Annotated in this window: 19 protein-coding genes and 1 pseudogene; 7 read left to right on the top strand and 13 right to left on the bottom strand. The window is 67.3% G+C overall.

Features of this window, described 5'->3' with window-relative positions; genetic code table 11:
* Positions 1-65: 65 nt before the first annotated feature.
* Together C9424_RS15215 and C9424_RS15210 are read left to right on the top strand one after the other, a co-directional pair.
* Positions 66-2018 carry a M13 family metallopeptidase gene (locus C9424_RS15215; RefSeq protein WP_116767689.1) on the top strand — a complete coding sequence of 651 codons (1953 nt, stop codon included), beginning with the start codon at positions 66-68 and terminating at the stop codon, positions 2016-2018.
* A gap of 73 nt (positions 2019-2091) precedes the next feature.
* Positions 2092-2859, top strand: coding sequence for an SDR family NAD(P)-dependent oxidoreductase (locus tag C9424_RS15210; RefSeq protein WP_116767687.1), 768 nt, complete (start codon positions 2092-2094; stop codon positions 2857-2859).
* 59 nt (positions 2860-2918) lie between these two features.
* Here C9424_RS15210 and C9424_RS15205 read toward each other — a convergent pair whose 3' ends face one another.
* From C9424_RS15205 to C9424_RS15175, 7 genes are all read right to left on the bottom strand, one after another.
* Positions 2919-4481 (bottom strand): LCP family protein, encoded by a 1563-nt coding sequence (locus C9424_RS15205; protein WP_116767685.1) that lies wholly within the window; start codon positions 4479-4481, stop codon positions 2919-2921.
* 156 nt (positions 4482-4637) lie between these two features.
* Positions 4638-5597, bottom strand: coding sequence for a GTPase Era (gene era / locus C9424_RS15200; protein ID WP_116767683.1), 960 nt, complete (start codon positions 5595-5597; stop codon positions 4638-4640).
* The gene (locus C9424_RS15195) at positions 5581-6912 is read right to left on the bottom strand and encodes a hemolysin family protein (RefSeq protein WP_116767681.1); all 1332 of its coding nucleotides are present in this window, start codon (positions 6910-6912) and stop codon (positions 5581-5583) included. The genes era and C9424_RS15195 overlap by 17 nt, the downstream gene beginning before the upstream one ends.
* Positions 6909-7382, bottom strand: coding sequence for an rRNA maturation RNase YbeY (ybeY, locus tag C9424_RS15190; protein WP_091251681.1), 474 nt, complete (start codon positions 7380-7382; stop codon positions 6909-6911). The genes C9424_RS15195 and ybeY overlap by 4 nt, the downstream gene beginning before the upstream one ends.
* Positions 7379-8467, bottom strand: a complete 1089-nt coding sequence (locus C9424_RS15185) for a PhoH family protein (protein ID WP_116767679.1) — start codon at positions 8465-8467, stop codon at positions 7379-7381. Before C9424_RS15185 ends, ybeY begins: the two co-directional genes overlap by 4 nt.
* A gap of 198 nt (positions 8468-8665) precedes the next feature.
* Positions 8666-8869 (bottom strand): hypothetical protein, encoded by a 204-nt coding sequence (locus C9424_RS15180; protein WP_116767677.1) that lies wholly within the window; start codon positions 8867-8869, stop codon positions 8666-8668.
* Positions 8870-9054: 185 nt separating this feature from the next.
* Positions 9055-9570: a flavin reductase family protein gene (locus C9424_RS15175; protein WP_116767675.1), complete on the bottom strand. Its 516-nt coding sequence runs from the start codon at positions 9568-9570 to the stop codon at positions 9055-9057.
* A gap of 627 nt (positions 9571-10197) precedes the next feature.
* Here C9424_RS15175 and C9424_RS15170 point away from each other — a divergent pair.
* Positions 10198-11091, top strand: a complete 894-nt coding sequence (locus C9424_RS15170) for a GerMN domain-containing protein (RefSeq protein WP_237563483.1) — start codon at positions 10198-10200, stop codon at positions 11089-11091.
* A 28-nt stretch (positions 11092-11119) separates the two neighbouring features.
* Here the strand turns inward: C9424_RS15170 and C9424_RS15165 are convergent, their stop codons facing one another.
* The 3 genes from C9424_RS15165 to hrcA all read right to left on the bottom strand — a co-directional run bounded on the left by C9424_RS15165 (position 11120) and on the right by hrcA (position 14145).
* Positions 11120-11920, bottom strand: coding sequence for a 16S rRNA (uracil(1498)-N(3))-methyltransferase (locus C9424_RS15165; RefSeq protein WP_116767673.1), 801 nt, complete (start codon positions 11918-11920; stop codon positions 11120-11122).
* Between the two features lie 2 nt (positions 11921-11922).
* Entirely contained in the window at positions 11923-13053 is a 1131-nt protein-coding gene (gene dnaJ, locus C9424_RS15160) for a molecular chaperone DnaJ (protein WP_116767672.1), read from the bottom strand.
* 78 nt (positions 13054-13131) lie between these two features.
* The gene (gene hrcA / locus C9424_RS15155; protein ID WP_116767670.1) at positions 13132-14145 is read right to left on the bottom strand and encodes a heat-inducible transcriptional repressor HrcA; all 1014 of its coding nucleotides are present in this window, start codon (positions 14143-14145) and stop codon (positions 13132-13134) included.
* A gap of 330 nt (positions 14146-14475) precedes the next feature.
* On the opposite strand from hrcA, the gene C9424_RS15150 reads away from it, so the two are divergent.
* Entirely contained in the window at positions 14476-15324 is an 849-nt protein-coding gene (locus tag C9424_RS15150) for a DUF3097 domain-containing protein (RefSeq protein WP_116767668.1), read from the top strand.
* Between the two features lie 144 nt (positions 15325-15468).
* A complete protein-coding gene (locus C9424_RS15145) occupies positions 15469-15888 on the top strand; it encodes a DUF4870 domain-containing protein (protein ID WP_091251696.1) in 420 nt (139 codons plus the stop codon).
* Positions 15889-15948: 60 nt separating this feature from the next.
* Here the strand turns inward: C9424_RS15145 and hemW are convergent.
* Positions 15949-17151, bottom strand: a pseudogene (hemW, locus tag C9424_RS15140) (radical SAM family heme chaperone HemW); the annotation flags it as partial.
* A gap of 45 nt (positions 17152-17196) precedes the next feature.
* Positions 17197-19050, bottom strand: a complete 1854-nt coding sequence (lepA, locus tag C9424_RS15135; RefSeq protein ID WP_202615892.1) for a translation elongation factor 4 — start codon at positions 19048-19050, stop codon at positions 17197-17199.
* 180 nt (positions 19051-19230) lie between these two features.
* Here lepA and C9424_RS15130 point away from each other — a divergent pair, with 180 nt between their 5' ends.
* Both C9424_RS15130 and rpsT read left to right on the top strand, forming a co-directional pair.
* Entirely contained in the window at positions 19231-19845 is a 615-nt protein-coding gene (locus tag C9424_RS15130) for a type II toxin-antitoxin system PemK/MazF family toxin (protein WP_116767665.1), read from the top strand.
* 203 nt (positions 19846-20048) lie between these two features.
* Positions 20049-20309, top strand: a complete 261-nt coding sequence (gene rpsT, locus C9424_RS15125; protein WP_091251700.1) for a 30S ribosomal protein S20 — start codon at positions 20049-20051, stop codon at positions 20307-20309.
* A 64-nt stretch (positions 20310-20373) separates the two neighbouring features.
* On the opposite strand, the gene C9424_RS15120 is transcribed toward rpsT, so the two are convergent.
* Positions 20374-21186, bottom strand: a complete 813-nt coding sequence (locus C9424_RS15120; RefSeq protein WP_237563482.1) for a hypothetical protein — start codon at positions 21184-21186, stop codon at positions 20374-20376.
* Positions 21187-21780: the final 594 nt, after the last annotated feature.

Raw genomic sequence — 21780 nt, 5'->3', positions numbered from 1 at the left:
GTCCACTATGCAGACCGTGCACCGACACAAGCTCCGGTGCCGGCCTGCCTCTCAAAGGAGCATCCGTGCCACTTTCGGGGATCGACCTGTCCACCATCGATGCCGGTGTCCGTCCGCAGGATGACCTGTACCAGTACGTGAACGGCGGCTGGCTCACGAGCACGGTCATTCCGGACGACCGGCCGCTGGAGGGCACGTTTACGGCCCTGAGGGACGCGTCGGAGCTTGCCGTGAAGGAGATCATCGAGCAGGCGGCCGCCCGCGGCGCAGAGGCCACCGGCATCGAGCGGAAGATCGGGGACCTCTACAACAGCTTCATGGACGAGGCCGCGGCCGAGGCGAAGGGCCTGGATCCGCTCCGGGCCCGGCTGGCGGAGGTGTTCGCCACGACGTCGGTTCCCGAACTCGTGGCGCTGGCCGGACGGCTGTTCCGCGCCGACGTGGGCGGCCTTTTCTACATCTACCCCGCGCCGGACGCCGGCAACCCGGACCGGATCCTGCTCTACACCGGCCAGGGCGGCCTCGGCCTTCCGGACGAGTCGTACTACCGCGAAGAGAAGTTCGCGGCCATGGTCCAGGCCTACCAGGAGCACGTCGAGGCCATGCTTGCCCTGGCCGGCGTTGCCGATCCCGATGGCGCGGGCGGGCGGGTCGTCGCGCTGGAAACCGCACTGGCCTCGCACCACTGGGACAACGTGACGCTGCGGAATCCGCAGAAGACGTACAACCTGAAGTCCGCCGCCGAGGCAGCGGAACTCTTCCCGCTCCTGGCCGACTGGTTCGACGCGGCCGGCATCGCCCCGGAAAAGCGCACCGAACTCGTGATGAGCACTCCCGACTTCTTCTCGGGCGCCGCCTCCTTGCTGGACAGCGAACCGCTGGCCACGTGGCAGGAATGGCTCGCCATGCGCGTCGTCAGCGCCGCTGCCCCATACCTGTCCTCCGCGTTCGTGGACGCGAACTTCGCCTTCTACGGCACGACCTTGAGCGGGACGCCGCGGATCAAGGACCGCTGGAAGCGCGGCGTCGCGGTAGTCGAGGCGGCCCTCGGCGAGGCCGTAGGCCAGATCTACGTTGCCCGGCACTTCCCGGAAGGCAATAAGGCACGTATGCAGGGCCTCGTGGCCAACCTGATCGAGGCGTACCGGGAGTCCATCACGGGGCTGGAGTGGATGGGCGCGGAAACCAAGCTCGAGGCGCTCAAGAAGCTGGACTCCTTCCGCGCCAAGATCGGCTACCCGGACAAGTGGATCGACTACTCCGCCGTCGAGGTCGATCCCGCGGATCTGCTGGGGAACGTGGAGCGCGCGCACAGCGCCGACGTCGACCGTCACCTTGACGAGGTCGGCAAACCTGTGGACCGGGAGAAGTGGCTCATGACCCCGCAGACGGTCAACGCCTACTACCACCCGCTGCTCAACGAGATCGTGTTTCCCGCCGCCATACTGCAGCCTCCCTTCTTCACCGCCGACGCCGACGACGCCGTCAACTACGGCGGCATCGGCGCGGTGATCGGGCACGAAATCGGCCACGGCTTCGATGACCAGGGCTCGCAGTATGACGGCAGCGGCCTGCTCCGGAACTGGTGGACCCAGGACGACCGCACCGCCTTCGAGGCCCTGACCTCCAAGCTGGTGGCGCAATTCGACGCCCTCTCCCCCACGGCCGCGCCCGGCCATAACGTCAACGGCAAGCTCACCCTGGGCGAAAACATCGGCGACCTCGGGGGCCTCACCATCGCCTACAAGGCCTACCTGATCAGCCTCGACGGGCAGGAGCCGCCGGTGCTCGACGGGATGACGGGGTTCCAGCGGTTCTTCGCGTCTTGGGCCGCGGGGTGGCGGCAGGTCATCCGGACGGAGGAAGCCGTCCGCCGGCTGGCGACAGACCCGCACTCCCCCAACGAATTCCGCACCAATGCGATCGCCAAGAACCTGGACGCCTTCCACGAAGCGTTCGGCGTCACCGAGCAGGACGGCATGTGGATGCCGCCGCAGGAGCGCGTCAGCATCTGGTGATGCCGGTCGCCGGCCCGGCACCGGCACCAGCACCGGCACCAGCACCAGCACCAGACGACGGAAGGGACCACCCATGGCCCGCGTTTTCATCACCGGTTCGACCGACGGGCTCGGACTCGCCAGCGCCCGGACGCTGTTGGACGAAGGCCATGAGGTCCTGCTCCACGCCCGCTCCAGGGAGCGCGCGGCTTCCCTCGCTCAGCTCGCTCCACAGGCGGCCGGCATCGTGATCGGGGACCTCAGCAGCGCCGCCGAAATCCGGGACCTCGCCGGGCAGGTCAACGGGCACGGGCGGATGGACGCCGTCATCCACAATGCCGGCGTCTACGTTTCGCCCACGCGCGTCGCGACCCCGGAGGGGCACTCCCTCACGTTGGCGGTCAATGTGCTCGCGCCCTACGTGCTCACCGCGCTGATCGAGCGGCCCGGCCGCCTGGTCTACATCAGCAGCGGCATGCACCTCGTGGTGAACGGCAATCTCCGGGACATCGACTGGACCGAGCGGCGCTGGAGTGCCAGCACCGCCTACTCGGAGAGCAAGCTCTGCGTTTCCGCGCTCTCGGCTTCTGTCGCGCGGCACTGGCCCGCAGTGCTCAGCAACTCCGTGGACCCCGGCTGGGTGCCCACCAGGATGGGCGGCCCCGGCGCGCCGGACGACCTTGCCTTGGGCCAGGACACCCAAAGCTGGCTCGCCGTCAGCAACGACCCCGGCGCCCTGGTCTCCGGCAAGTACTGGCACCACCGCCGGCAGCGGACAGCCGCACCGGAGGTCACGGATCCCGGCTTCCAGGACAAGCTCACCGACAGGCTCGCCGAACTGACCGGCGTCGCACTGTTCTAAGTCATGCTGGTCCCAAGAAACGCTTTTCCAACGCAGCGAAACCGGACGGCCCCTGACGATCAGCGGGTGATCAGGGCCGGGTTCGCCTGCTGGCAGACGGTGTCGCCGGCCGTCTGGTTGACGATGTCCGCGGGCAGTTGCGGCGTCGCGGCGGCCGTCGGTGTTCCGTTGGCGAAATCGGCGCCCAGGTACACCTGGACTCCGACGACACCGGCCGCCGGGAGCACCTGGCCCGGCGCCACGCCGAGGAGGGCCGCGACATCGGCGGCCACGTCAGCGTAGTCCGCACCGTAGTAGACGGCAGTGGTCGCGACGGGCCGGGCCGTCAGCTGGCCCACCTTGGTGAAGCCCGCGCCCTTGATGGCCTGGATGATCTCCTGGGCCCGCGTGGGCACCCCTGAACCGTTGGCAACGGTGACCGGCTGCAGCGTCTTGTCGTAGGCCGGTGCCGGGGCGCTAGGGGCCGGCGTGGCACTGGCAGCCGGGGCGGCGCTCGGCGTCGCGGTCGGATCCGTCAGGTCAACGTCGTTGCGCATGGCGGCAAAAAGCTGCGACGCCGCGGGTTCGGCCAGCTGCAGCCGGTTGGGGTCCGATTCGGCCGGAACGGTGGGCGTGGCCACGAAGGCCACCTTGCCGACGTCGATGTTCTTGAGCCGGTTGCCCACGGTCAGCAGCGTCGGCACCGACGCCAGGCCGTCGTCGATGGTGAGGTTCTTGGTGATCGCGTCGGCGATACCGAGCATCCGTGCCGGGTTGGTGAGGGTGCCGTCGCTCTTGATCTTCCGGGTGAGGGATGACAGGAAGCCCTGCTGGGCCTTGATGCGGCCAAGGTCACCGCCGTCACCGAAGGCGTGCCGCGTGCGGACGAAGGACAGCGCCTGCTCCCCCTGCACGGTGGACGTGCCCTTGGGCAGCCGGAGCTTGGAGTCGGGGTCGTAGACGGCGTCACTGACGCACACCTCCACACCGCCGACGGCGTTGGAGAGTTCCTTGACGGCGTTGAAGTCCGCCATCATGAAGTGGTCGATCTGGAGTCCGGTGAGCTTGTTGACGGTGTCCACGGCGCAGCCGATCCCGGCCTCGGACATTGCCGAGTTGATCATGACGCCCTTCTGGGCCGGGTAGACCTTGTTGGTCTTCGGATCCGTGCACTGGGGGATATCGACCAGGAGGTCGCGCGGGAAACTGACGACGTTGACGCGCTTGTTGTCCGCGGAGATGTCCATGAGCATCATGACGTCCGAGTGCCCGTAGCCGGTGGAATCAGCGCTGGAGCCGTACTGGGCATTCTTCCCGTCGCGCGTGTCCGAGCCGAGGATCAGGATCTGCATCCGGTCCGTCGAGTCGTTCACGGAGTTCTCGGACTTGACGCTGCCGGCGCTCAGCGGGGCCTTGGTGATGTTGCCCTGGAGCCGGATCACCCAGTAGGCGCCAAACGCGATCACGCCGACCAGGAGGACCGCGAGGACGCCCGTGGTGACTTTCAGCCAGGTGGGAGTCCGCCGGACGGCGCCGAGGTGGCGGGCCGGCCCGACGGCGGTTTCGCCGGTGTGGCGGGCAGCAGCGGACGACCGAACCGGCGGGGCGGATCCGTCGGCGCGGTTATCACGGGGTCGAGCCACTTGTTGAGCCTTCCTTCACGAACGGGGAGTTTGCCCATTTTAGTGTCCGAAACTGAGAAAATGCCGATGGGCCCGCTCTTGGGAGCGGCGGGGCGAACCCGCGCCCGGTCACAGCCCAACTACCGGCCCCGTTAGAGGCCTTACTAAAGGTACGGCTCAGAAGCCGAGTTTGACGAGCTGCTTCGGATCGCGCTGCCAGTCCTTGGCCACCTTGACGTGCAGGTCGAGATAGATGCGGGCACCGAGCAGCGCCTCAATCGCCTTGCGCGCGTTGGTGCCGACCTCGCGGAGCCGGGCGCCGCCTTTGCCGATGATGATGGCTTTCTGGGACGGGCGTTCCACGTACAGGTTGACGCGGACGTCGAGGAACGGCCGGTCTTCGGGACGCCCTTCCCGCGGCACGATTTCATCGACCACGACGGCCAGGGAGTGCGGCAGTTCATCGCGAACGCCTTCAAGGGCAGCTTCCCGGATGAGTTCGGCGATCATGACAGCTTCGGGCTCGTCCGTCAGGTGCCCGTCCGGGTACAGCGGCGGCGAGGCCGGCATGTGGCTGATCAGGACGTCGGCCACGGTGTCGACCTGGAAGCCGTCGGTGGCGGAGACCGGGACGATGTCGTTCCAGCCGTCCTCGCCGCGGACCTCGCGGCCCAGGGCGGCGACGGCGAGCAGCTGCTCAGTGAGGGCCTGGCGGTCCACGGTATCGGCCTTCGTCACGATTGCGATGATGGGCTTGTTGCCGACGGCGGCCAGCTGGGCGGCGATGAACTTGTCGCCCGGGCCGATCTTTTCGTTGGCAGGAAGGCAGAATCCGATCGCGTCGACCTCGGCGAGGGTGTCCGCGACGAGTTCGTTCAGCCGCTTTCCCAGCAGGGTGCGCGGGCGGTGTAGGCCCGGGGTGTCAACGAGGATCAGCTGGGCGTCGTCCCGGTGAACGATGCCCCGGATGGTGTGGCGCGTCGTCTGCGGCTTGGCCGAAGTGATCGCCACTTTCTGGCCGACAAGGGCGTTGGTGAGGGTGGACTTGCCCGCGTTGGGGCGCCCTACCAGCACCGAGAAACCGGCGCGGTAGCCGCCGTGGGCTGCTTCGCCGTCGGACTTATTCTGCTTGCTCACGTGAGACTCCCTGTTGAATTGGTGCGGCCTCGTCGAGAAGGTCTTCAAGGTCAGTTTCTTCTTTTGCTACGGTGGCCGCAATGATGTGGCTGACGCGGTTCCGCCGGCCCTCGAGCCGGTCGGCGCGGAGGGACAGCCCGTGGACCTGGACGGTGCTGCCGACGATCGGCACCCGCCCGAGGGCCTTGGCGAGCAGGCCGCCCACGGTGTCCACTTCGTCGTCGTCGAGCTCCAGGTCGAAGAGCTCGCCGAGGTCATCGATGCTCATGCGGGCGCTAACCCGGTAGCTCCCGTCACCGAGTGCCACGGCCTCGGCGCTTTCGGTGTCGTATTCGTCAACGATCTCACCGACGATCTCCTCGATGAGGTCCTCGAGCGTGACCAGCCCTGCTGTTCCGCCGTATTCGTCGATGACGATCGCCACGTGCGTCGATTCCTTCTGGAGTTCCCGCAGCAGGTCGCTGACCGGCTTCGAATCCGGCACATAGCGGACCTCCCGGGCGAGTTCGTCGACCACCGGCGGCTCCTCGGCCGGGCCCAGGTTGTGCAGCGCAGCGGCGACGTCCTTGAGGTACACAATGCCCAGGATCTGGTCGGTGTTTTCGCCGATGATCGGGATCCGCGAGTACCCGGAGCGCAGGAAGAGCGACATTGCGCGGTGCAGGCTGGATCCGGAGTCGATGGTGAGGATGTCGGTCCGCGGCACCATGACGGAACGGACCAGGGTGTCCCCGAAGTCGAAGACCGACTGGATCAGCTCGGCCTCGTTGTCCTCGATCACGTCGGACTCGGTGGCGCGGTCCACGAGTTCGCGGAATTCCTCTTCGCTGAAGAAGGCCTCGTTATCCGCCGGCGCGCCGGGGGCGACTGCGCTGCCCAGGCTGACCAGCCAGCCCGGAATCGGGCCGAGCACGGCATAAAGGAATCGAACGAGCGGCGCGCTGAAGCGGACCAGGGCGGCGGAGTGCACCCGGCCAAGCTGCCGGGGAGAGACGCCGACGATCACGAAACCGATCACTGCCATGATGCCGGTGGCGGCCAGGCCGGCGAGCCACACGTTGTCCAGCAGGCTGTGCAGGAGGACGGTCACGGCGACGGCGGAGGCCATCTCGAACCAGATCCGCCAGAACCGGAGGGCGCGCATGTGTCCCACGGGCTGCGCCAGGATCCGCTTCAGCGACGTGCCCCGGCTGTTCAGGACCGCCTGTTCGGCGTCGTGCCGGGGCAGGAAGTTGAAGGCGGACTCGGCAGCGGTCAGCACCGCGGCAAAGCTAAGGAACACCAGCGCCATGCCGGCAAGAATCAGTGGGGTCACTGAATCGTCTCTGACGGGGCCTCTTTGCCGGTGAACGCGGTCAGGAGTTCGCGCTGCAGCCCGAACATCTCTTCCTTTTCCTCCGGCTCGGCGTGGTCATAACCCAACAGGTGCAGGATGCCGTGCGTGGTGAGAAGCAGCATCTCGTCCTGGGTGGAGTGGCCGGCGTTCCGGGCCTGGACCTCGGCCACCTGGGGGCAGATGGCGATATCGCCGAGCATGCCCTGCGGGGTCGGCTTGTCCGGCGTGCCCGGGGTCAGTTCGTCCATCGGCACCGAGAGGACATCGGTGGAGCCGGGCTCGTCCATCAGTTCGATGTGCAGCTTTTCCATGGCCGGTTCGTCCACCAGCAGGATGGACAGTTCCGCCTGCGGGTGGATGTAGAGGCGTTCGAAGATGAAACGCGACAGGGCCACGAGCTCGGACTCGTCGACCGCCACACCGGATTCGTTGTTGACCTCAATGCTCATGCGTGTTCTCCCCGCGTCTCCCGGGCAACGGAATGCTTGACCCGGTTCCTCTGGACTTCGTCCCAGATGCTGTAGGCGTTGACGATGTCCCCCACCAGGCGGTGCCGGACGACGTCGGAGGCATCCAGCACGGAGAAGTTGACGTCCTCGATCCCCTGCAGGATTTCCTCGACGATCCGCAGCCCCGAACGGGTGCCGAAGGGAAGGTCCACCTGGGTGATGTCGCCGGTGACCACCATCTTGGAGCCGAAGCCCAGGCGGGTCAGGAACATCTTCATCTGCTCCGGCGTGGTGTTCTGGGCCTCGTCGAGGATGATGAAGGCGTCGTTGAGCGTGCGGCCGCGCATGTAAGCCAGCGGGGCCACCTCGATGGTGCCGGCGGCCATGAGCCGCGGAATGGACTCGGGGTCCATCATGTCGTGCAGGGCGTCGTACAGCGGCCGCAGGTAGGGGTCGATCTTGTCACTCAGGGTGCCCGGCAGGAAGCCCAGGCGCTCCCCCGCCTCGACGGCAGGACGGGTCAGGATGATCCGGCTGACTTCCTTCTGTTGCAGGGCCTGGACCGCCTTGGCCATCGCCAGGTACGTCTTGCCGGTACCGGCCGGCCCGATCCCGAAGATCACCGTGTTGGCGTCGATCGCGTCCACGTAGTTCTTCTGGTTCAGCGTCTTGGCCCGGATGGTCTTGCCGCGGGTGGAAAGGATGTTGGTGGTCAGCACTTCCACGGGGTTCTGCAGTGACTGGCTGCGGAGCATGGACACAAGCTGCTGCAGGACGGCAGGGGTGATGACGGTGCCCCGGGCCACCAGCCCGCGCACTTCGTTGAGCAGGCGCATGATGCGCGGCACGTCGGCGGCCGGACCGCTGATCGCGAGCTCGTTCCCCCGGACATGGAAGTCAACGGCAGGGTACTGGTTTTCGATGAACCGGAGGGCTTCGTCATGGCTGCCCAGCGACTGGACCATCTGCTCTGAGTCGTCGAACAAGACCACCTCCGTCCGCAACCCTGGTAGGGAGTGGGGGAATTCCCCTGCGGTGCGCTCTCCGGCGCTGAACCGGGCCTTGCCGTTCGCTGCTTCAGTCATGGTGTTGGCCCGCGGGCCTCTGGTCCCCTCCAGTATGAATATGGTTGGTCCCCGTGATCCCTGCCGACGGCGGTTCGCACCGCCCGCGGCCGGGGTCACCGGGTCCTTCCATCTTACGCCAGCACGGCGCGCCCGACGCCGGTCAGGGTCCGGCGCCGCCCGCGTGCCGGGCCGCTGAGGCCCACCAGGACGTCGCCGTTAGTTGTAGGTGTTCCCGAAGATAACGTAACCATCAAGCCAGTGGGCCCCTGTGCGCGGGAAGGACGTGTCGGCGCTATCCGGCTCCGGAGCGTCCTCCTGGACCGGCCGGGCGGGCGCCTCCGTCATCAGGGACCAGGCCGCCCAGACGCCGCCGGCCGCCAGCCCGAGACCGCACGCCACCACGATCCACACGGCGCTCATGCCGTGCCCCCGGGGATGATGCGCAGCAGACGGATGCCGTCGCGATGTCCGTACATCCGGCGTCCATGGCACCCTGCACTGACGGCCCGGACGACTGCTGAGTCGGGCGTCTTGGAATCGATGCGACCCACGTAGGAGTGGTGAGCCGAGATGACCCCCGCGGCGCGATGGCGACCTCAGCATGGTCATCCCACGCTCTCCAGCACCGCTGCCCGGGATTGGACGCCAACATAGCTGCCCCGGTAGAAGAGCAGCGGCTCGGCGTCGGCGCGGGCACTCAGTGCACGGACCGCGGCGACAACAATCGTGTGGTCCCCGCCGTCGTACTCCTGGTGCAGTTCGCAGTCCACCCAGGCCAGCGCATAGTCGAGGACAGGGTTCCCCAGCGGCGACGGCGAGTGGTCAACGCCGGCGAATTTGTCCGCCCCGGACCGGGCGAACTGCGCCGCCAGGTGCTGATGTTCGGCCGGGAGGATGTTCACGGTGAACCGGCCCGCCTCGCGCAGCAGAGGCCAGGTGCTTGAGGTCCGCGCAGGACTGAAGGACACGAGGGCAGGTTCCAGCGACAGAGAGGAAAAGGACTGGCACGTAAAGCCGGCGGGACCGTCCTTCGTTGCCGCGGTGATCACGGTCAGGCCGGTAGCGAAGTGGCCCAGGATGGTCCGGAGCCGGCGCGGGCTGAGGTCAGAATGTTCCGTCATGGCGGGTCCTTTCGAAATCTGTGCCCTCAATCAACCACCCTGGACGCCGCTTCCCAACCCCGGCTGAAACGCACAGTCGCGCTGCGACGCAACGCGTCACGGACGGAAGCATGACGTAAAGAATCTGTCGCAGCGCCGGCATACGGTATTCACATGCTCAATATTCGTGAAGGGCGCCCGGGAATCGTCCCTGTGGGTCTATCCGGGAAACGCTGACGTGCTGCCCGAATTCCGGAGCACCGGAATAGGCTGAGGCAGTCCCTTCACTGCTGAAGTGCATCGCCACCGGGGCCGGACCTCTCGTGGCAGCCGCTGCCCGGCGGGACATGGTTCCCGACATTATGTATCAACTTTGCATCGGCCTCATATCGTTCCCGTTGCAGTTCCGCCGGGCGCCCCCAAACCGGGCTTTCGCCCCGGGCCCGTGTGCCATGCTGGAATTCGGCTGTCCTCCAGGGCTCCGGGCCGGGCGCCCGGCAGGCCAAGGATAGGCAGCCACCGGCGGTCCATGCCGCCGACAAAACGGATCATTCCCGCCCGGCGCGGCGTGGTACACGAAGGGACAGCAGCATCAGGCAGCGTGAGGGTCAACAGTCAGCCGCGGGACGTGTCCGTCGCGTCGCGCTGGTGCTCGTGCTGCCCGCCGCCCTCCTTCTGTCCGGCTGCGTGGCGACCCCTCAGGGCGGCATCACCAATTCCAGCAGCCCGTCGGAGCTAATTCCGGACGCGGCGTCGGGCGCCCCCACCACCAGCGCTCCGCTGGAGACCGCGCAGACCTCCAACAAGGCCCCGGTGTACTGGATCGGGCGGAGCAACGACAACGCGTTCCTGTACCGCGAGTTCCGTGACGTCCCGGATCAGGACAACCCGGTCACGCGCGCCCTGCGGGTGATGATGTCCCAGAAGCCGCTCGACCCGGACTTCTTCACGCCGTGGCAGAATCCGAAGAAGCTGTCGACGTCGATTTCCGGCAAGAACGTGATCACGGTGGATGTCTCGGCGGATGCTTTCAACAGCAACGTGGACGCGGCCATGGCCGAGCGCGCCATCCAGCAGCTCGTCTACACCGCGACGGCAGCTGCCGCCAGCGCGGGCCTGATCGATTCCGGACAGCAGGTCCAGGTGGTGGTGCTCGTCGACGGGCATACGGACTATGTCGCCTTCAACCACGTCCGGCTCGGCGCTCCGACGTCGCGCAGTGCCGGGATGGTTGCCCCCGTGTGGATCATTGATCCGCAGGAAGGCATGTCCGTCGCCGACGGGTCCGTCAAGATCAGCGGCCGGAGCACCGTTCAAGGCGGGAAGCTTCGCTGGGAGATCCTCAAGGTGGACGGCGATAACGCCAAATCCGCCTATCTCAACGGCAACGCGACGGCTTCGGCCGATTCCGCGCAGTCCGGGCTCTTCACCCTGTCCGTGAACCTCGGCCCGGGACGCTATGAAGTCCGCGTGTCCCAGGTGGACCCGGCGGACAGCTCCAGGGAAGTGTTCACCGACACCCGCGGCTTCACGGTCAACTAGTCACGGTCAACTAGTCACGGGCAAATAGTCATGCTGCCGGCTGCCAGCGTCCGAGGATGTCGCTGGCCAGCACGGTGGCGGCGGGTCCTGCCGTGGACGAGCGCAGCACATAGTGGCCCAGCAGGGCTGTCACCGCTCCTGCGTCGCACAGCCGGGTGACCTCCCGCGGGCTGATGCCGCCTTCCGGGCCCACGATCAGCAGAACTTCACGGGGCCCGTCGCCGCCGGGCGCCGCCTCGCCCTTAGCAGCACTGTCCAGCCAGGCCTCAAGCACTTGCCGCAGGGGGCGGACGGCGTCTTCGTGCAGGATGACAGCGAGGTCCGCGGCTGCCACGGCCGCCTGCAGCCCGGCACCGTCGACGGCGGCCCGGACTTCCGGGATCCAGGCCCGGCGGGCCTGCTTGGCGGCCGCGGTCACCACCGACTGCCACTTCGCATGCGCCTTCGCGGCACGTTCGGCCTTCCACCGCACGATGGACCGCTCGGCCTGCCAGGGAATGACGGCGTCGATGCCCAGTTCGGTGGCGGTTTCGGCCGCGAGTTCGTCGCGGTCGCCCTTGGCGAGGGCCTGGACCAGAACCAGCCGGATCGCGGGTTGCGGCTCCGCCAGGAGGTCCAGGCACTCGACGGTCAGTTCGCCGGGAGCGACGGCGGCGACGGTGCCCGTCAGGCGCTTGCCGGCGCCGTCGGCGATATCCACGGCCTCCCCGACGGCGAGCCGCTTGACGGTGATGGCGTGGCGGGCTTCGGCGCCTTCGAGGACGAAGGCCGAGCCGGGGACCTGCTGGTCCAGGGTGCCTGGGGCGGTGAAGAAGACCGGGTTACTCACCGCTACAGGTTACCGAGCCGATCCCGCAGTTTGGCGAAGACGCCGCCGCTGGCGGCAAGCTTTCCCGCGGTGAAGTGTTCGCCGCGGTGCTTGGCCAGTTGGCGGAGGAGTTCTTCCTGGGCATGGTCGAGCTTGACCGGCGTTTCGACCTGCAGGTGCACCTTCAGGTCGCCGCGGCCGTGGCCGCGCAGGTGCGTGACCCCGAGGCCGCGCAGGGTGATGATCTCGCCCGACTGGGTGCCGGCCTTGACGTCGATCTCCTGCTCGCCGTCGAAGGTCTCCAGGGTGATTTCGGTGCCGAGCGCGGCAGCCGTCATGGGGATGTTGAGGCTGGCGTGGAGGTCGTCGCCGTCGCGGACGTAGGTAGGGTCATTGTTGACCCGGATCTCCACGTACAGGTCACCGGCCGGGCCGCCGGCGGGGCCCGCCTCGCCCTGCCCGGACAGCTGGATACGGGTGCCGGTGGCAACGCCGGCCGGGACCTTGACGGTCAGGGAACGGCGGCTGCGGATCCGGCCCTGGCCGCTGCACTCGTTGCAGGGGTCCTTGATGACGGTGCCGAAGCCCTCGCAGGAGCCGCAGGGAGCCGACGTCATGACCTGGCCGAGGATGGACCGCACGGCGCGCTGGACCTGGCCGCTGCCGCCACAGATGTCGCAGCGGACCGGGTGGCTGCCCTCGCGGCAGCAGGAGCCCTCGCAGGTGGGGCAGATGACGGCCGTGTCCACTTCGAGCTTCTTGTTGACGCCGAACACGGCGTCGCGGAGGTCGATCCGTACGCTGATCAGCGCGTCCTGGCCGCGGCGGATCCGGGACGCCGGGCCGCCCTGGCCGCCGCCGGCGCCGAAGAAGGTCTCGAAGATGTCCTGGAAGGCGAAGCCCTGGCCGGAGTAGCTGCCGCCGCCGAAACCGTTGTCGGTGCCGTTCTCATTGCCGGTGGTGTCATAGACCCGGCGCTTCTGCGGATCGGAAAGGACCTCGTAGGCGTGGGTGACCGCCTTGAACCGGTCCGAGGCGTCCTCCCCCGGGTTCACGTCAGGGTGCAGGGTCCGGGCCAGTTTCCGGTAGGCCTTCTTGATTTCCTCCCCCGTTGCGTCGCGGGAGACTCCAAGAACGTCATAGTGGCTGCTCAAAGTGTGTATCTCTTCCTTGTTGTTCTGCCTGTGGGGCACTGCCTGTCGGGCAAAAAGTAGCGTTCGGTCCCGGGCCGGTCAGGGCCCGAGGATCCTCGAAAGGTAGCGGGCCACCGCGCGGACGGCGGCCATGGTGGTGGGATAGTCCATCCGGGTGGGCCCGAGGACTCCGACCTTGGCCGTGGCGTCCGGCCCGTAGGCGGTGGCCACCACCGAGGCCTCGGCGAGGCCGTCGTAGGGGTTCTCCCGTCCGATGCTGACCGTGACACCGCGCGGGTCTTCGGCCATTTCGCTGAGCAGGCGCAACATGACCACCTGCTCCTCGAGGGCCTCCAGCACGGGGCCGATGCTGAGCGGGAAGTCCACGTTGGAGCGGGCCAGGTTGGCGGTGCCGGCCATGACCATGCGCTCCTCGCGGCTGCTCGTGGCCAGGGCCTCGAGGCCGCGGGCCAGGGCCTGGGCTGCGCCGCGGCGCGCCGGCGGGCCGCTCGCCACGACGGCGGGCAGCAGTTGCGGCATCAGGCTCAGCGGAGTTCCGGAGAGGCTGGCCAGGAAACGGGTGCGCAACTCCGCCAGTGCGTCGTCGGCAATCTCCTGGCCGACGTCGATCACGCGCTGCTCCACCTTCCCGGTGTCCGCGATCAGGACCGCCAGGACCTTCCGGGGCGCCAGCAGCACGAATTCGATGTGCCGCACCCGGGCGCGGCTGAGCAGCGGGTACTGCACGACGGCGACCTGGTTAGTCAGCTGGGACAGGAGCCGCACGGTGCGGTCGAGGACGTCGTCGAGGTCCTCTGATCCTTCCAGCAGCGCCTGGATGGCCCGGCGCTCGGCCGGAGACAACGGCTTGACGGCCGAGATCTGGTCGACGAAGAGCCGGTAGCCCTTGTCCGTCGGAATCCGGCCGGCACTCGTGTGCGGTGCCGTGATGAGGCCTTCGTCTTCCAGTGCGGCCATGTCATTGCGGATCGTGGCACTGGAGACACCAAGATGGTGCCGTTCAACCAGCGCCTTGGACCCGACTGGCTCGCGGGAATGGACGTAGTCCTCCACGATGGCGCGCAGCACTTCGAGTTTGCGTGGTTCGCTCACGCTCCACCTCCAATCGACGGTCCCGCAGCCGGTGCCGCCCCAGGACCGTTCGGTTCGCGTCCCCGCGTGGTGCGGGGGCGGTCCGTGACCGGACAGGGGTTAGCACTCGACATGCCTAAGTGCTAACCAGTCTAATATGAGTCGCCGCGTTGTTAGCATTGGATTCGCTCCGGGCGTTGCCTGCGGGATCACGGGGATCCGTCACGACGGCGCGGGAACCGCGGCAACCGCTACCGTCGCCGCGCCCCTGTGGTCCGGTTCGGGCCCCCTCGGGCCCCGGAGAGTTCCACCGACCGCCGTACATTCCGAGTGCAAAGTAAGCGTGTAGAGATGTCGTACCAGAACTGGGGGCCCCAGGACCTGTCCGCCCCCGCCAAGACGCAGTTGCCGGAAGTCCCGGTGGAACGCGGGATGGTCCTCGAGGAGGTCCAGTCCGGCTGGGTGGGCGCCGTGACCCGGGTGGAGAAGTCCGGCGGCATGCACGTGGTGGCGCTGGAGGACCGGCGGGGCAAGTCCCGGTCCTTCCGCCTCGGCTTTGGCTTCCTTTTGGAGGGGCAGCCGATCCGGCTGATGCCTCCGGCGCCGAAGGCGGCGCCGGCCGCCGGTCCCGGCCGCACGGCGTCGGGCTCGGTCCGGGTGGCGGGACAGCGCGCACAGGTGGCCAAGGCCAGCCGGATCTGGGTGGAAGGCAAGCACGACGCCGAGCTCGTGGAGAAGGTCTGGGGCGATGACCTCCGGGTGGAGGGAATCGTCGTCGAGCCGCTGCACGGCATTGACGACCTCGCGGCCGCGGTGGCGGAGTTCCGCCCGGGTCCGGGACGCCGGCTGGGCGTGCTGGTTGACCACCTGGTGCCCGATTCCAAGGAGTCGCGGATCGCCGACGCCGTCATGGCTTCGCCGGGTGCCGCCGGCAACGTCCTGATTGTGGGCCACCCCTACGTGGACGTGTGGCAGGCCATCCGGCCCGCGGTCCTGGGGATTGAGCGGTGGCCGGTGATCCCCCGGGGCGTGGACTGGAAAACCGGCATCCTGACGGCGTTCGGGTGGCCCCACTCCACCAAGGAGGACATCGGCCTCGGCTGGCAGAAGCTCCTCGGCGCGGTCCGCAGCTACGCCGACCTGGAGGCGTCCCTGCTGGGCCGCGTCGAAGAGGTCATTGACTTCCTGACCGTGCCGTAGCGCGCCGCGGCGGCCGCTCCATGATCTCCATTTACGCGACCAAGCAAGTATTCTTGAAACGGCGGCCGCGCTCCCAGCGCGGTCCCGGCTATTCCAGGCACAACCCAGGCAGCAACGCATCACCGCAATCCGAAGGGCTTCACCGTGGCAGATAACGCACGCGAACACACGGGCAACCAGGCCGGCCATGGCCAGCCCCCGTACCATGGCGTTCCGGCAAATGCGCTGCCGCTGACGGCCGGCGAGGACCGGCAGTGGGCCACGCTGGCGCACTTCGGCGGCATCCTGGGCTGCGTGCCGTCGCTGCTGATCTACTTGATCTTCAAGGACCGTGGCCCGTTCACGGCCCAGGAGTCCAAGGAAGCCCTCAACTTCACCCTGCCGCCGACCATCGCGGCCGTGCTCGCCAATCTGCTGGTCTTCATTCCGGTGGTGGGCAACCTCTTTGCCGTGCTCGCCACGGTGATCTGGATCGCCGTGACCTGTTTCTCGGTGGCGGCGGGTATCCATGTCAACCGCGGCCAGCCGCACCGCTACGAGTTCAACCTGCGCTGGATCAAATAGACCGGGATCAAGCAACCCGGCGCTAGGCCGGCCCGGCCCCAAACCTCCGGTCCGGAACAGAATGAGCCGGCCCTTGAGCGTGAGGACCAGCCGCCCCTTGAAGGCGGCGGCGGGGTCCACCAGGCCGTCGGCGATCAGCCCGGCGATCGCGTGCCTGCCGGTGTCCCCCAGGCCGCCGAGGCTCGGGATGTCCAGCCCGGAGTTCAGTCGGGCCTCGAGCATGACCCGCTCCACGTTGCGGGTCTCGGTGTCCAGCGTTTCCCGCCCGGCGGCCGGCGACGCGCCGGTGCCGAGACGGTTGGCGTAGGCGGTGGGGTGTTTGACGTTCCACCAGCGGACGCCCCCGACGTGCGAGTGCGCCCCGGGGCCGATGCCCCACCAGTCGTCCCCCCGCCAGTAGGCGAGGTTGTGCCGGCAGGCCTGTTCGGGGGTGCGGGACCAGTTGCTGACCTCGTACCAGGCGAGCCCGGCCGCGGAAATCAGTTCGTCGGCGAGTTCGTATTTGGCGGCGTGGTCGTCGTCGTCGATTTCCGGCACCTCGCCGCGGCGGATCTGCGCCGCAAGCTTGGTGCCGTCTTCCACAATCAGTGCGTAGGCGCTGATGTGGTCGGGACCGTAGGACAGGGCGGTCTCGAGCGAGTAGCGCCAGTCAGCCAAGGATTCCCCCGGCGTTCCGTAGATCAGGTCAAGGCTGACCGCGAGCCCCGCCTGCCGTGCCCACTGCACCACCTCGGGCACCCGGCTGGGCGTGTGGGTGCGGTCCAGGACCTTCAGGACGTGCGGCACGGCCGACTGCATGCCGAAGGAGACGCGGGTGAACCCGGCATCGGCCAGCAGCTGCAGAGATTCCGGCGTGACGGAATCCGGATTGGCTTCCGTGGTCACTTCAGCGCCGGGGTGCAGGCCCCAGGCCCCGATCGCAGCCGTGAGAATGCGCGCCAGGTCCTCCGCCGGCAGGAGCGTGGGCGTGCCGCCGCCGAAGAAGACGGTGCTGAGCGGGCGTTCGGGCACGCCGGAATTGTTCAGGACGCGGGCGGCGAACTCCACCTCGGCGATCGCGGTGGCGGCGTAGGCGTCTTGGGAGGCCCCGCCGCCGAGCTCGGTCGCGGTGTAGGTGTTGAAGTCGCAGTACCCGCAGCGCACCGCGCAGAACGGGATGTGCACGTATAGCCCGAAGGCGCGGTGAGCAGCGCCGTCGGCCGCCTGGGCGGGCAGGAGCCCGTCCGACGGCGCCGGGTCGCCGAGGGGAAGGACGCTAGGCACAGGCCCGGCCTGCCGGCACGGCAGCAACAGTCATGGCAAGCACCGCTACTTCTTGGCCTTGTCCTTGGACTCGTCCGTGGTGAGGGCGGCGATGAAGGCTTCCTGCGGGACCTCGACACGGCCCACCATCTTCATGCGCTTCTTGCCTTCCTTCTGCTTCTCCAGCAGTTTGCGCTTTCGGGTGATGTCACCGCCGTAGCACTTGGCGAGCACATCCTTGCGTATGGCGCGGATGCTTTCGCGGGCGATGATCCGCGAGCCGATGGCGGCCTGGATGGGCACCTCGAACTGCTGCCGCGGGATGAGTTCGCGCAGCTTGCCGGTCATCATCACGCCGTACGCGTAGGCCTTGTCACGGTGCGTGATCGCGGAGAACGCGTCCACCTGCTCGCCCTGGAGCATGATGTCCACCTTGACGAGGTCTGCGACCTGGTCGCCGTCGGCCTTCCAGTCCAGCGAGCCGTAGCCGCGGGTCTTGGACTTGAGGATGTCGAAGAAATCGAAGACGATTTCGGCCAGCGGCAGGCGGTAACGGATTTCCACCCGGTCCTCGGAAAGGTAGTCCATGCCGCCCATGACGCCGCGCCTGCTCTGGCACAGCTCCATGATCGCGCCGACGAACTCGTTCGGTGCCAGGATCGTTGCAGCCACCATCGGTTCGCGGACTTCAGCGACCTTGCCGGTGGGGTACTCGCTGGGATTGGTGACGTGGACGACCTTTTTGTCCTCCAGCGTCACCTCGTACTCCACGTTCGGGGCGGTGGAGATCAGGTCCAGGTTGTACTCGCGCTCGAGCCGCTCGCGGGTGATTTCCAGGTGCAGCAGGCCCAGGAAGCCGACGCGGAATCCGAAGCCCAGCGCGGCGGACGTCTCAGGCTCGTACACGAGCGCGGCGTCGTTGAGCATCAGCTTCTCCAGCGCGTCGCGGAGCACCGGATAGTCCGTGCCGTCCAGCGGATACAGGCCGGAGAAGACCATCGGTTTGGCATCGGCGTAGCCGGGCAGGGATTCGCTGGCCGGCTTGGCGAGGTTGGTGACGGTGTCGCCCACCTTGGACTGGCGGACGTCCTTCACGCCGGTGATGAGGTAACCCACTTCGCCGACGCCAAGGCCCTTGGACGGTGTGGGCTCCGGGGAGCTGACGCCGATTTCCAGGAGTTCGTGGGTGGCGCGGGTGGACATCATCTGGATGCGTTCGCGCGGGTGCAGCATGCCGTCGACCACGCGGACGTAGGTGACGACGCCGCGGTAGGTGTCGTAGACCGAGTCGAAGATCATGGCCCGTGCCGGGGCGTTCGGATCGCCGACCGGGGCGGGAAGGTCGCGGATGATTTTGTCCAGCAGGACTTCCACGCCGGCGCCGGTCTTGCCGGAGACGCGCAGGACGTCGTCGGGGTCGCCGCCGATCAGGTTGGCGAGTTCGGCCGCGTACTTCTCCGGCTGGGCCGCCGGGAGATCGATCTTGTTCAGGACCGGAATGATCGTGAGGTTGTTTTCCATCGCCAGGTAGAGGTTGGCGAGGGTCTGCGCCTCGATGCCCTGGGCCGCGTCCACGAGCAGCACCGCGCCTTCGCAGGCCGCGAGTGAGCGCGAGACCTCATAGGTGAAGTCAACGTGGCCGGGAGTGTCGATCATGTTCAGCGCGTAGCTGACGCCGTCGAGCTCCCAGGGCATGCGGACTGCCTGGGACTTGATGGTGATGCCGCGTTCGCGCTCAATGTCCATGCGGTCCAGGTACTGGGCCTTCATGTCACGGGACTGGACAACGCCGGTGTACTGGAGCATCCGGTCGGCCAGTGTGGACTTGCCGTGGTCAATGTGCGCAATGATGCAGAAGTTCCGGATGATGGCCGGATCTGTTGCGGCGGGCACCGGGGCGGTGCGGGCCATGGGAGACACGCAGGGTCCTTACTGTTGGCATTTCTGGTGGCTTGTCCACGGGTCGGCGCGGATGCTGGTTCCCCATCCTGCGACGTGGCGCATTTGTCGTTCCTATAGTCTCCCACGTCCGGGCCCGTGGCAGTGCATCCCTGCATTCCGTTGCGGACTCTGCCACGAGCCTCCCGGTATGGTTTCCCCATGGCTTGGAACTTACGCTCGATCGGCACCGCGGTCCGCGACGCACTGCGCTTCTTAGACAAACTTGGCGGCTCCGCGCCGGGCACCACCCGCGGACCCGCCGCAAAGCCGACACGCACACCGGCCGGGAAGCCGACAGCGAAGCGGCGGCCGGCGCAGGCCCGGCCGGGAGCTTCGACCCGGACGGGCGGCGCCCCTGCCGCCGGACTGACCGGGACCTACCCCGGCGATTTCCGGGGACGCGCGGCCGTCCGCTACGCCCCATCACCGAACGGCCTGCCCGAGCCCGGCGAAATCGTGTGGACCTGGGTGCCCTATGAAGAGGACCACTCCCAGGGCAAGGACCGTCCGGTGCTGCTGGTCGGCACCACCGGCCGCTACCTGCTGGGCCTGATGCTGACGAGCAAGGACCACGACGGCGACGCCCGCCGCGCGGACGACTACGTGGACATCGGCACGGGACCCTGGGACCGCCAATGGCGGCCGAGCGAAGCGAAGCTGGACCGGGTTCTGCAGATCAACGCGAAGGATATCCGGCGCGAAGGAGCGGTCCTGGACGCGGGCCGCTTCAACCTCATCGCCTCGGCCCTGCGGAACCGCTACGGCTGGAGCTGACCCGCCTGGCGCCGGGACGCACCGCCGGATCGCCGCCGCACTCGTGCCTGCAGCGGCATCTCTGCTATTATTTACAGCTGTGTGTCCGTGCAGGTCGACGGCCACAGATGGTTGGTCGCCATAGGTATCCCCACGCCGCTCAGTCAATGGCCAATCTGAAAGCCCTCTAGACCATTTTCCGCATTGAAAAAGAGAGTTCACACGTGGCTAATATCAAGTCCCAGAAGAAGCGCATCCTGACCAACGAAAAGGCTCGCCTGCGCAACAACGCAGTCAAGTCCGAGCTGAAGACTGCCATCCGCGCCGTCAACACCGCCGTTGAGTCCACCGACAAGGATGCCGCGTCTGCTGCTCTGGTAACTGCCAGCCGTAAGCTGGACAAGGCTGTCAGCAAGGGCGTTCTTCACAAGAACAACGCTGCAAACCGCAAGTCCGCGATCTCCAAGAAGGTCAACGCACTCTAAGGTTTTCCAGTTCACCTGAACTGATGATTGTGGCCGGCACCCCGTGGGTGCCGGCCACATCCAGTTAAGCTTTCGGGCGCACTTCAGTCCAACGGTCGCCGTGCGAGGCGCGGTGCCACGCCTGCCGCGGGAAATCCGATGCGCGCGCGACATCTGTGAGCCAGATCGTGCTGTCCGGGGCCCATCCGGCAATGACCGTGGCCGTTTCGGCGTCGACCTTCAGCGCGCGCGAAGCGCCGGAAAGGTAACCCAGGACTGAGAGGTGCACGGCGTCCCACTCGCCTGCCACTTGTTCCCAATCCGGGATGACCCATCGGCCATGGCGTCCGGTCGCGCGGAACCAGTCGTGTCGCCGCGACGCAGTGACTTCAAACGGGAACCTGCGGCACAGCGATATCCAGTCATCTGGGGTACCGACCTCAAGAGTCCGGCCCGTTCCCCGAACCGGAACCGCGGTCGCATGCTCCCACCCCAGCGAATCTTCCACGAGGCCCAGCGCGGCCGGGACCTGCCCAACGGTGTGGACCAGCCCGTGCGGGATCGACCACCAGGTTCCTGACCAGTTGGCACGAGGATCGCTCGGGCGTTCGTGCGCAGCCCGTATTTCCTCGGCGCGTTCCTTGCGTCCCCAATCTGTCAGTGTTTGCCGCGGATTTTTCGGCAGCGGCGCCGGGCCGTGTGAGGACCGCCAGTCGATGGCCCACTGCTCATCCCGGCGGGGCTGCCAGTACCACTGGATGTCCGGTAGGGCCATGACCTGCTCCGCGACGGAGGTCAAAGCCGCAGTAATGACCGGGAGTCCCGCGAGCACATCTTCTGAATCGGGCTCCTGCCAGTACCTTGCCGTGTCGACTGACCGCTCCAGGGCCGCCTGCATCAGTTCACTGTCGAGGCCGTCAAAGTCCAGGGAAGCGAGTCTCGCCGCCAGCTCCTCTGGTGACGGAGCTGAGGGCGGAGTCGCAAGGTGACCGGAAGAGGAAGCGGTCAGCAGCACCCGCGAGGTTCCCGGGCCACTCCCAAGTTCGTAACCCAACCAGAAGGCCGCAGCTTTCACCTCCGGATCCAGCTGCTTTGCCAGCTCAAGACACAAACGACGCCCTCGAGGTCCCTGCAAAAGTAGATCCCTACTTGGCGTCATCAGATTATCCTCGCAGCACTGAAGGCACGCCGACCGGTTCCCCCGCTGTTCCAGGCTTCGATGGCGGGCGGCAACGCGGCGAGGACACGTCTACCGGCGGTGGCCCGTATTGTCCAGGCCCACGACATGCGACTGGCCCAGAGTCTGCCCCCGGTGAAAATCACGAAGCTGCCGCTCCGACGCCGGGTCAGTGCCTGCAGGCGGCCGAACCGACCGCCTGGATATATCGCGCCAGATGGACATGACAACAATGACCAGTGCACCGATGCCCAAAACAATCCACTCCATATTTCCCCCTAAACCGGCAGTCTATCCACCCCACGACCGGGCAGG

The sequence above is a fragment of the Arthrobacter sp. H-02-3 genome, assembly GCF_003097355.1.
GTDB classification, from domain to species: Bacteria; Actinomycetota; Actinomycetes; order Actinomycetales; family Micrococcaceae; genus Arthrobacter; species Arthrobacter humicola.
Note: the sequence above shows the minus strand (reverse complement) of the source record. Positions and strands in the feature narration are given on the sequence as shown.

Coding starts and splice junctions, on each gene's coding strand:
- C9424_RS15120 (WP_237563482.1), bottom strand. CDS start 21,186: ATGCAGGCGGCCCTGGAGCGGTCAGTCGACACGGCAAGGTACTGGCAG.
- ybeY (WP_091251681.1), bottom strand. CDS start 7,382: ATGAGCATTGAGGTCAACAACGAATCCGGTGTGGCGGTCGACGAGTCC.
- C9424_RS15130 (WP_116767665.1), top strand. CDS start 19,231: ATGGCTTGGAACTTACGCTCGATCGGCACCGCGGTCCGCGACGCACTG.
- C9424_RS15185 (WP_116767679.1), bottom strand. CDS start 8,467: ATGACTGAAGCAGCGAACGGCAAGGCCCGGTTCAGCGCCGGAGAGCGC.
- C9424_RS15150 (WP_116767668.1), top strand. CDS start 14,476: ATGTCGTACCAGAACTGGGGGCCCCAGGACCTGTCCGCCCCCGCCAAG.
- C9424_RS15210 (WP_116767687.1), top strand. CDS start 2,092: ATGGCCCGCGTTTTCATCACCGGTTCGACCGACGGGCTCGGACTCGCC.
- C9424_RS15180 (WP_116767677.1), bottom strand. CDS start 8,869: ATGAGCGCCGTGTGGATCGTGGTGGCGTGCGGTCTCGGGCTGGCGGCC.
- C9424_RS15175 (WP_116767675.1), bottom strand. CDS start 9,570: ATGACGGAACATTCTGACCTCAGCCCGCGCCGGCTCCGGACCATCCTG.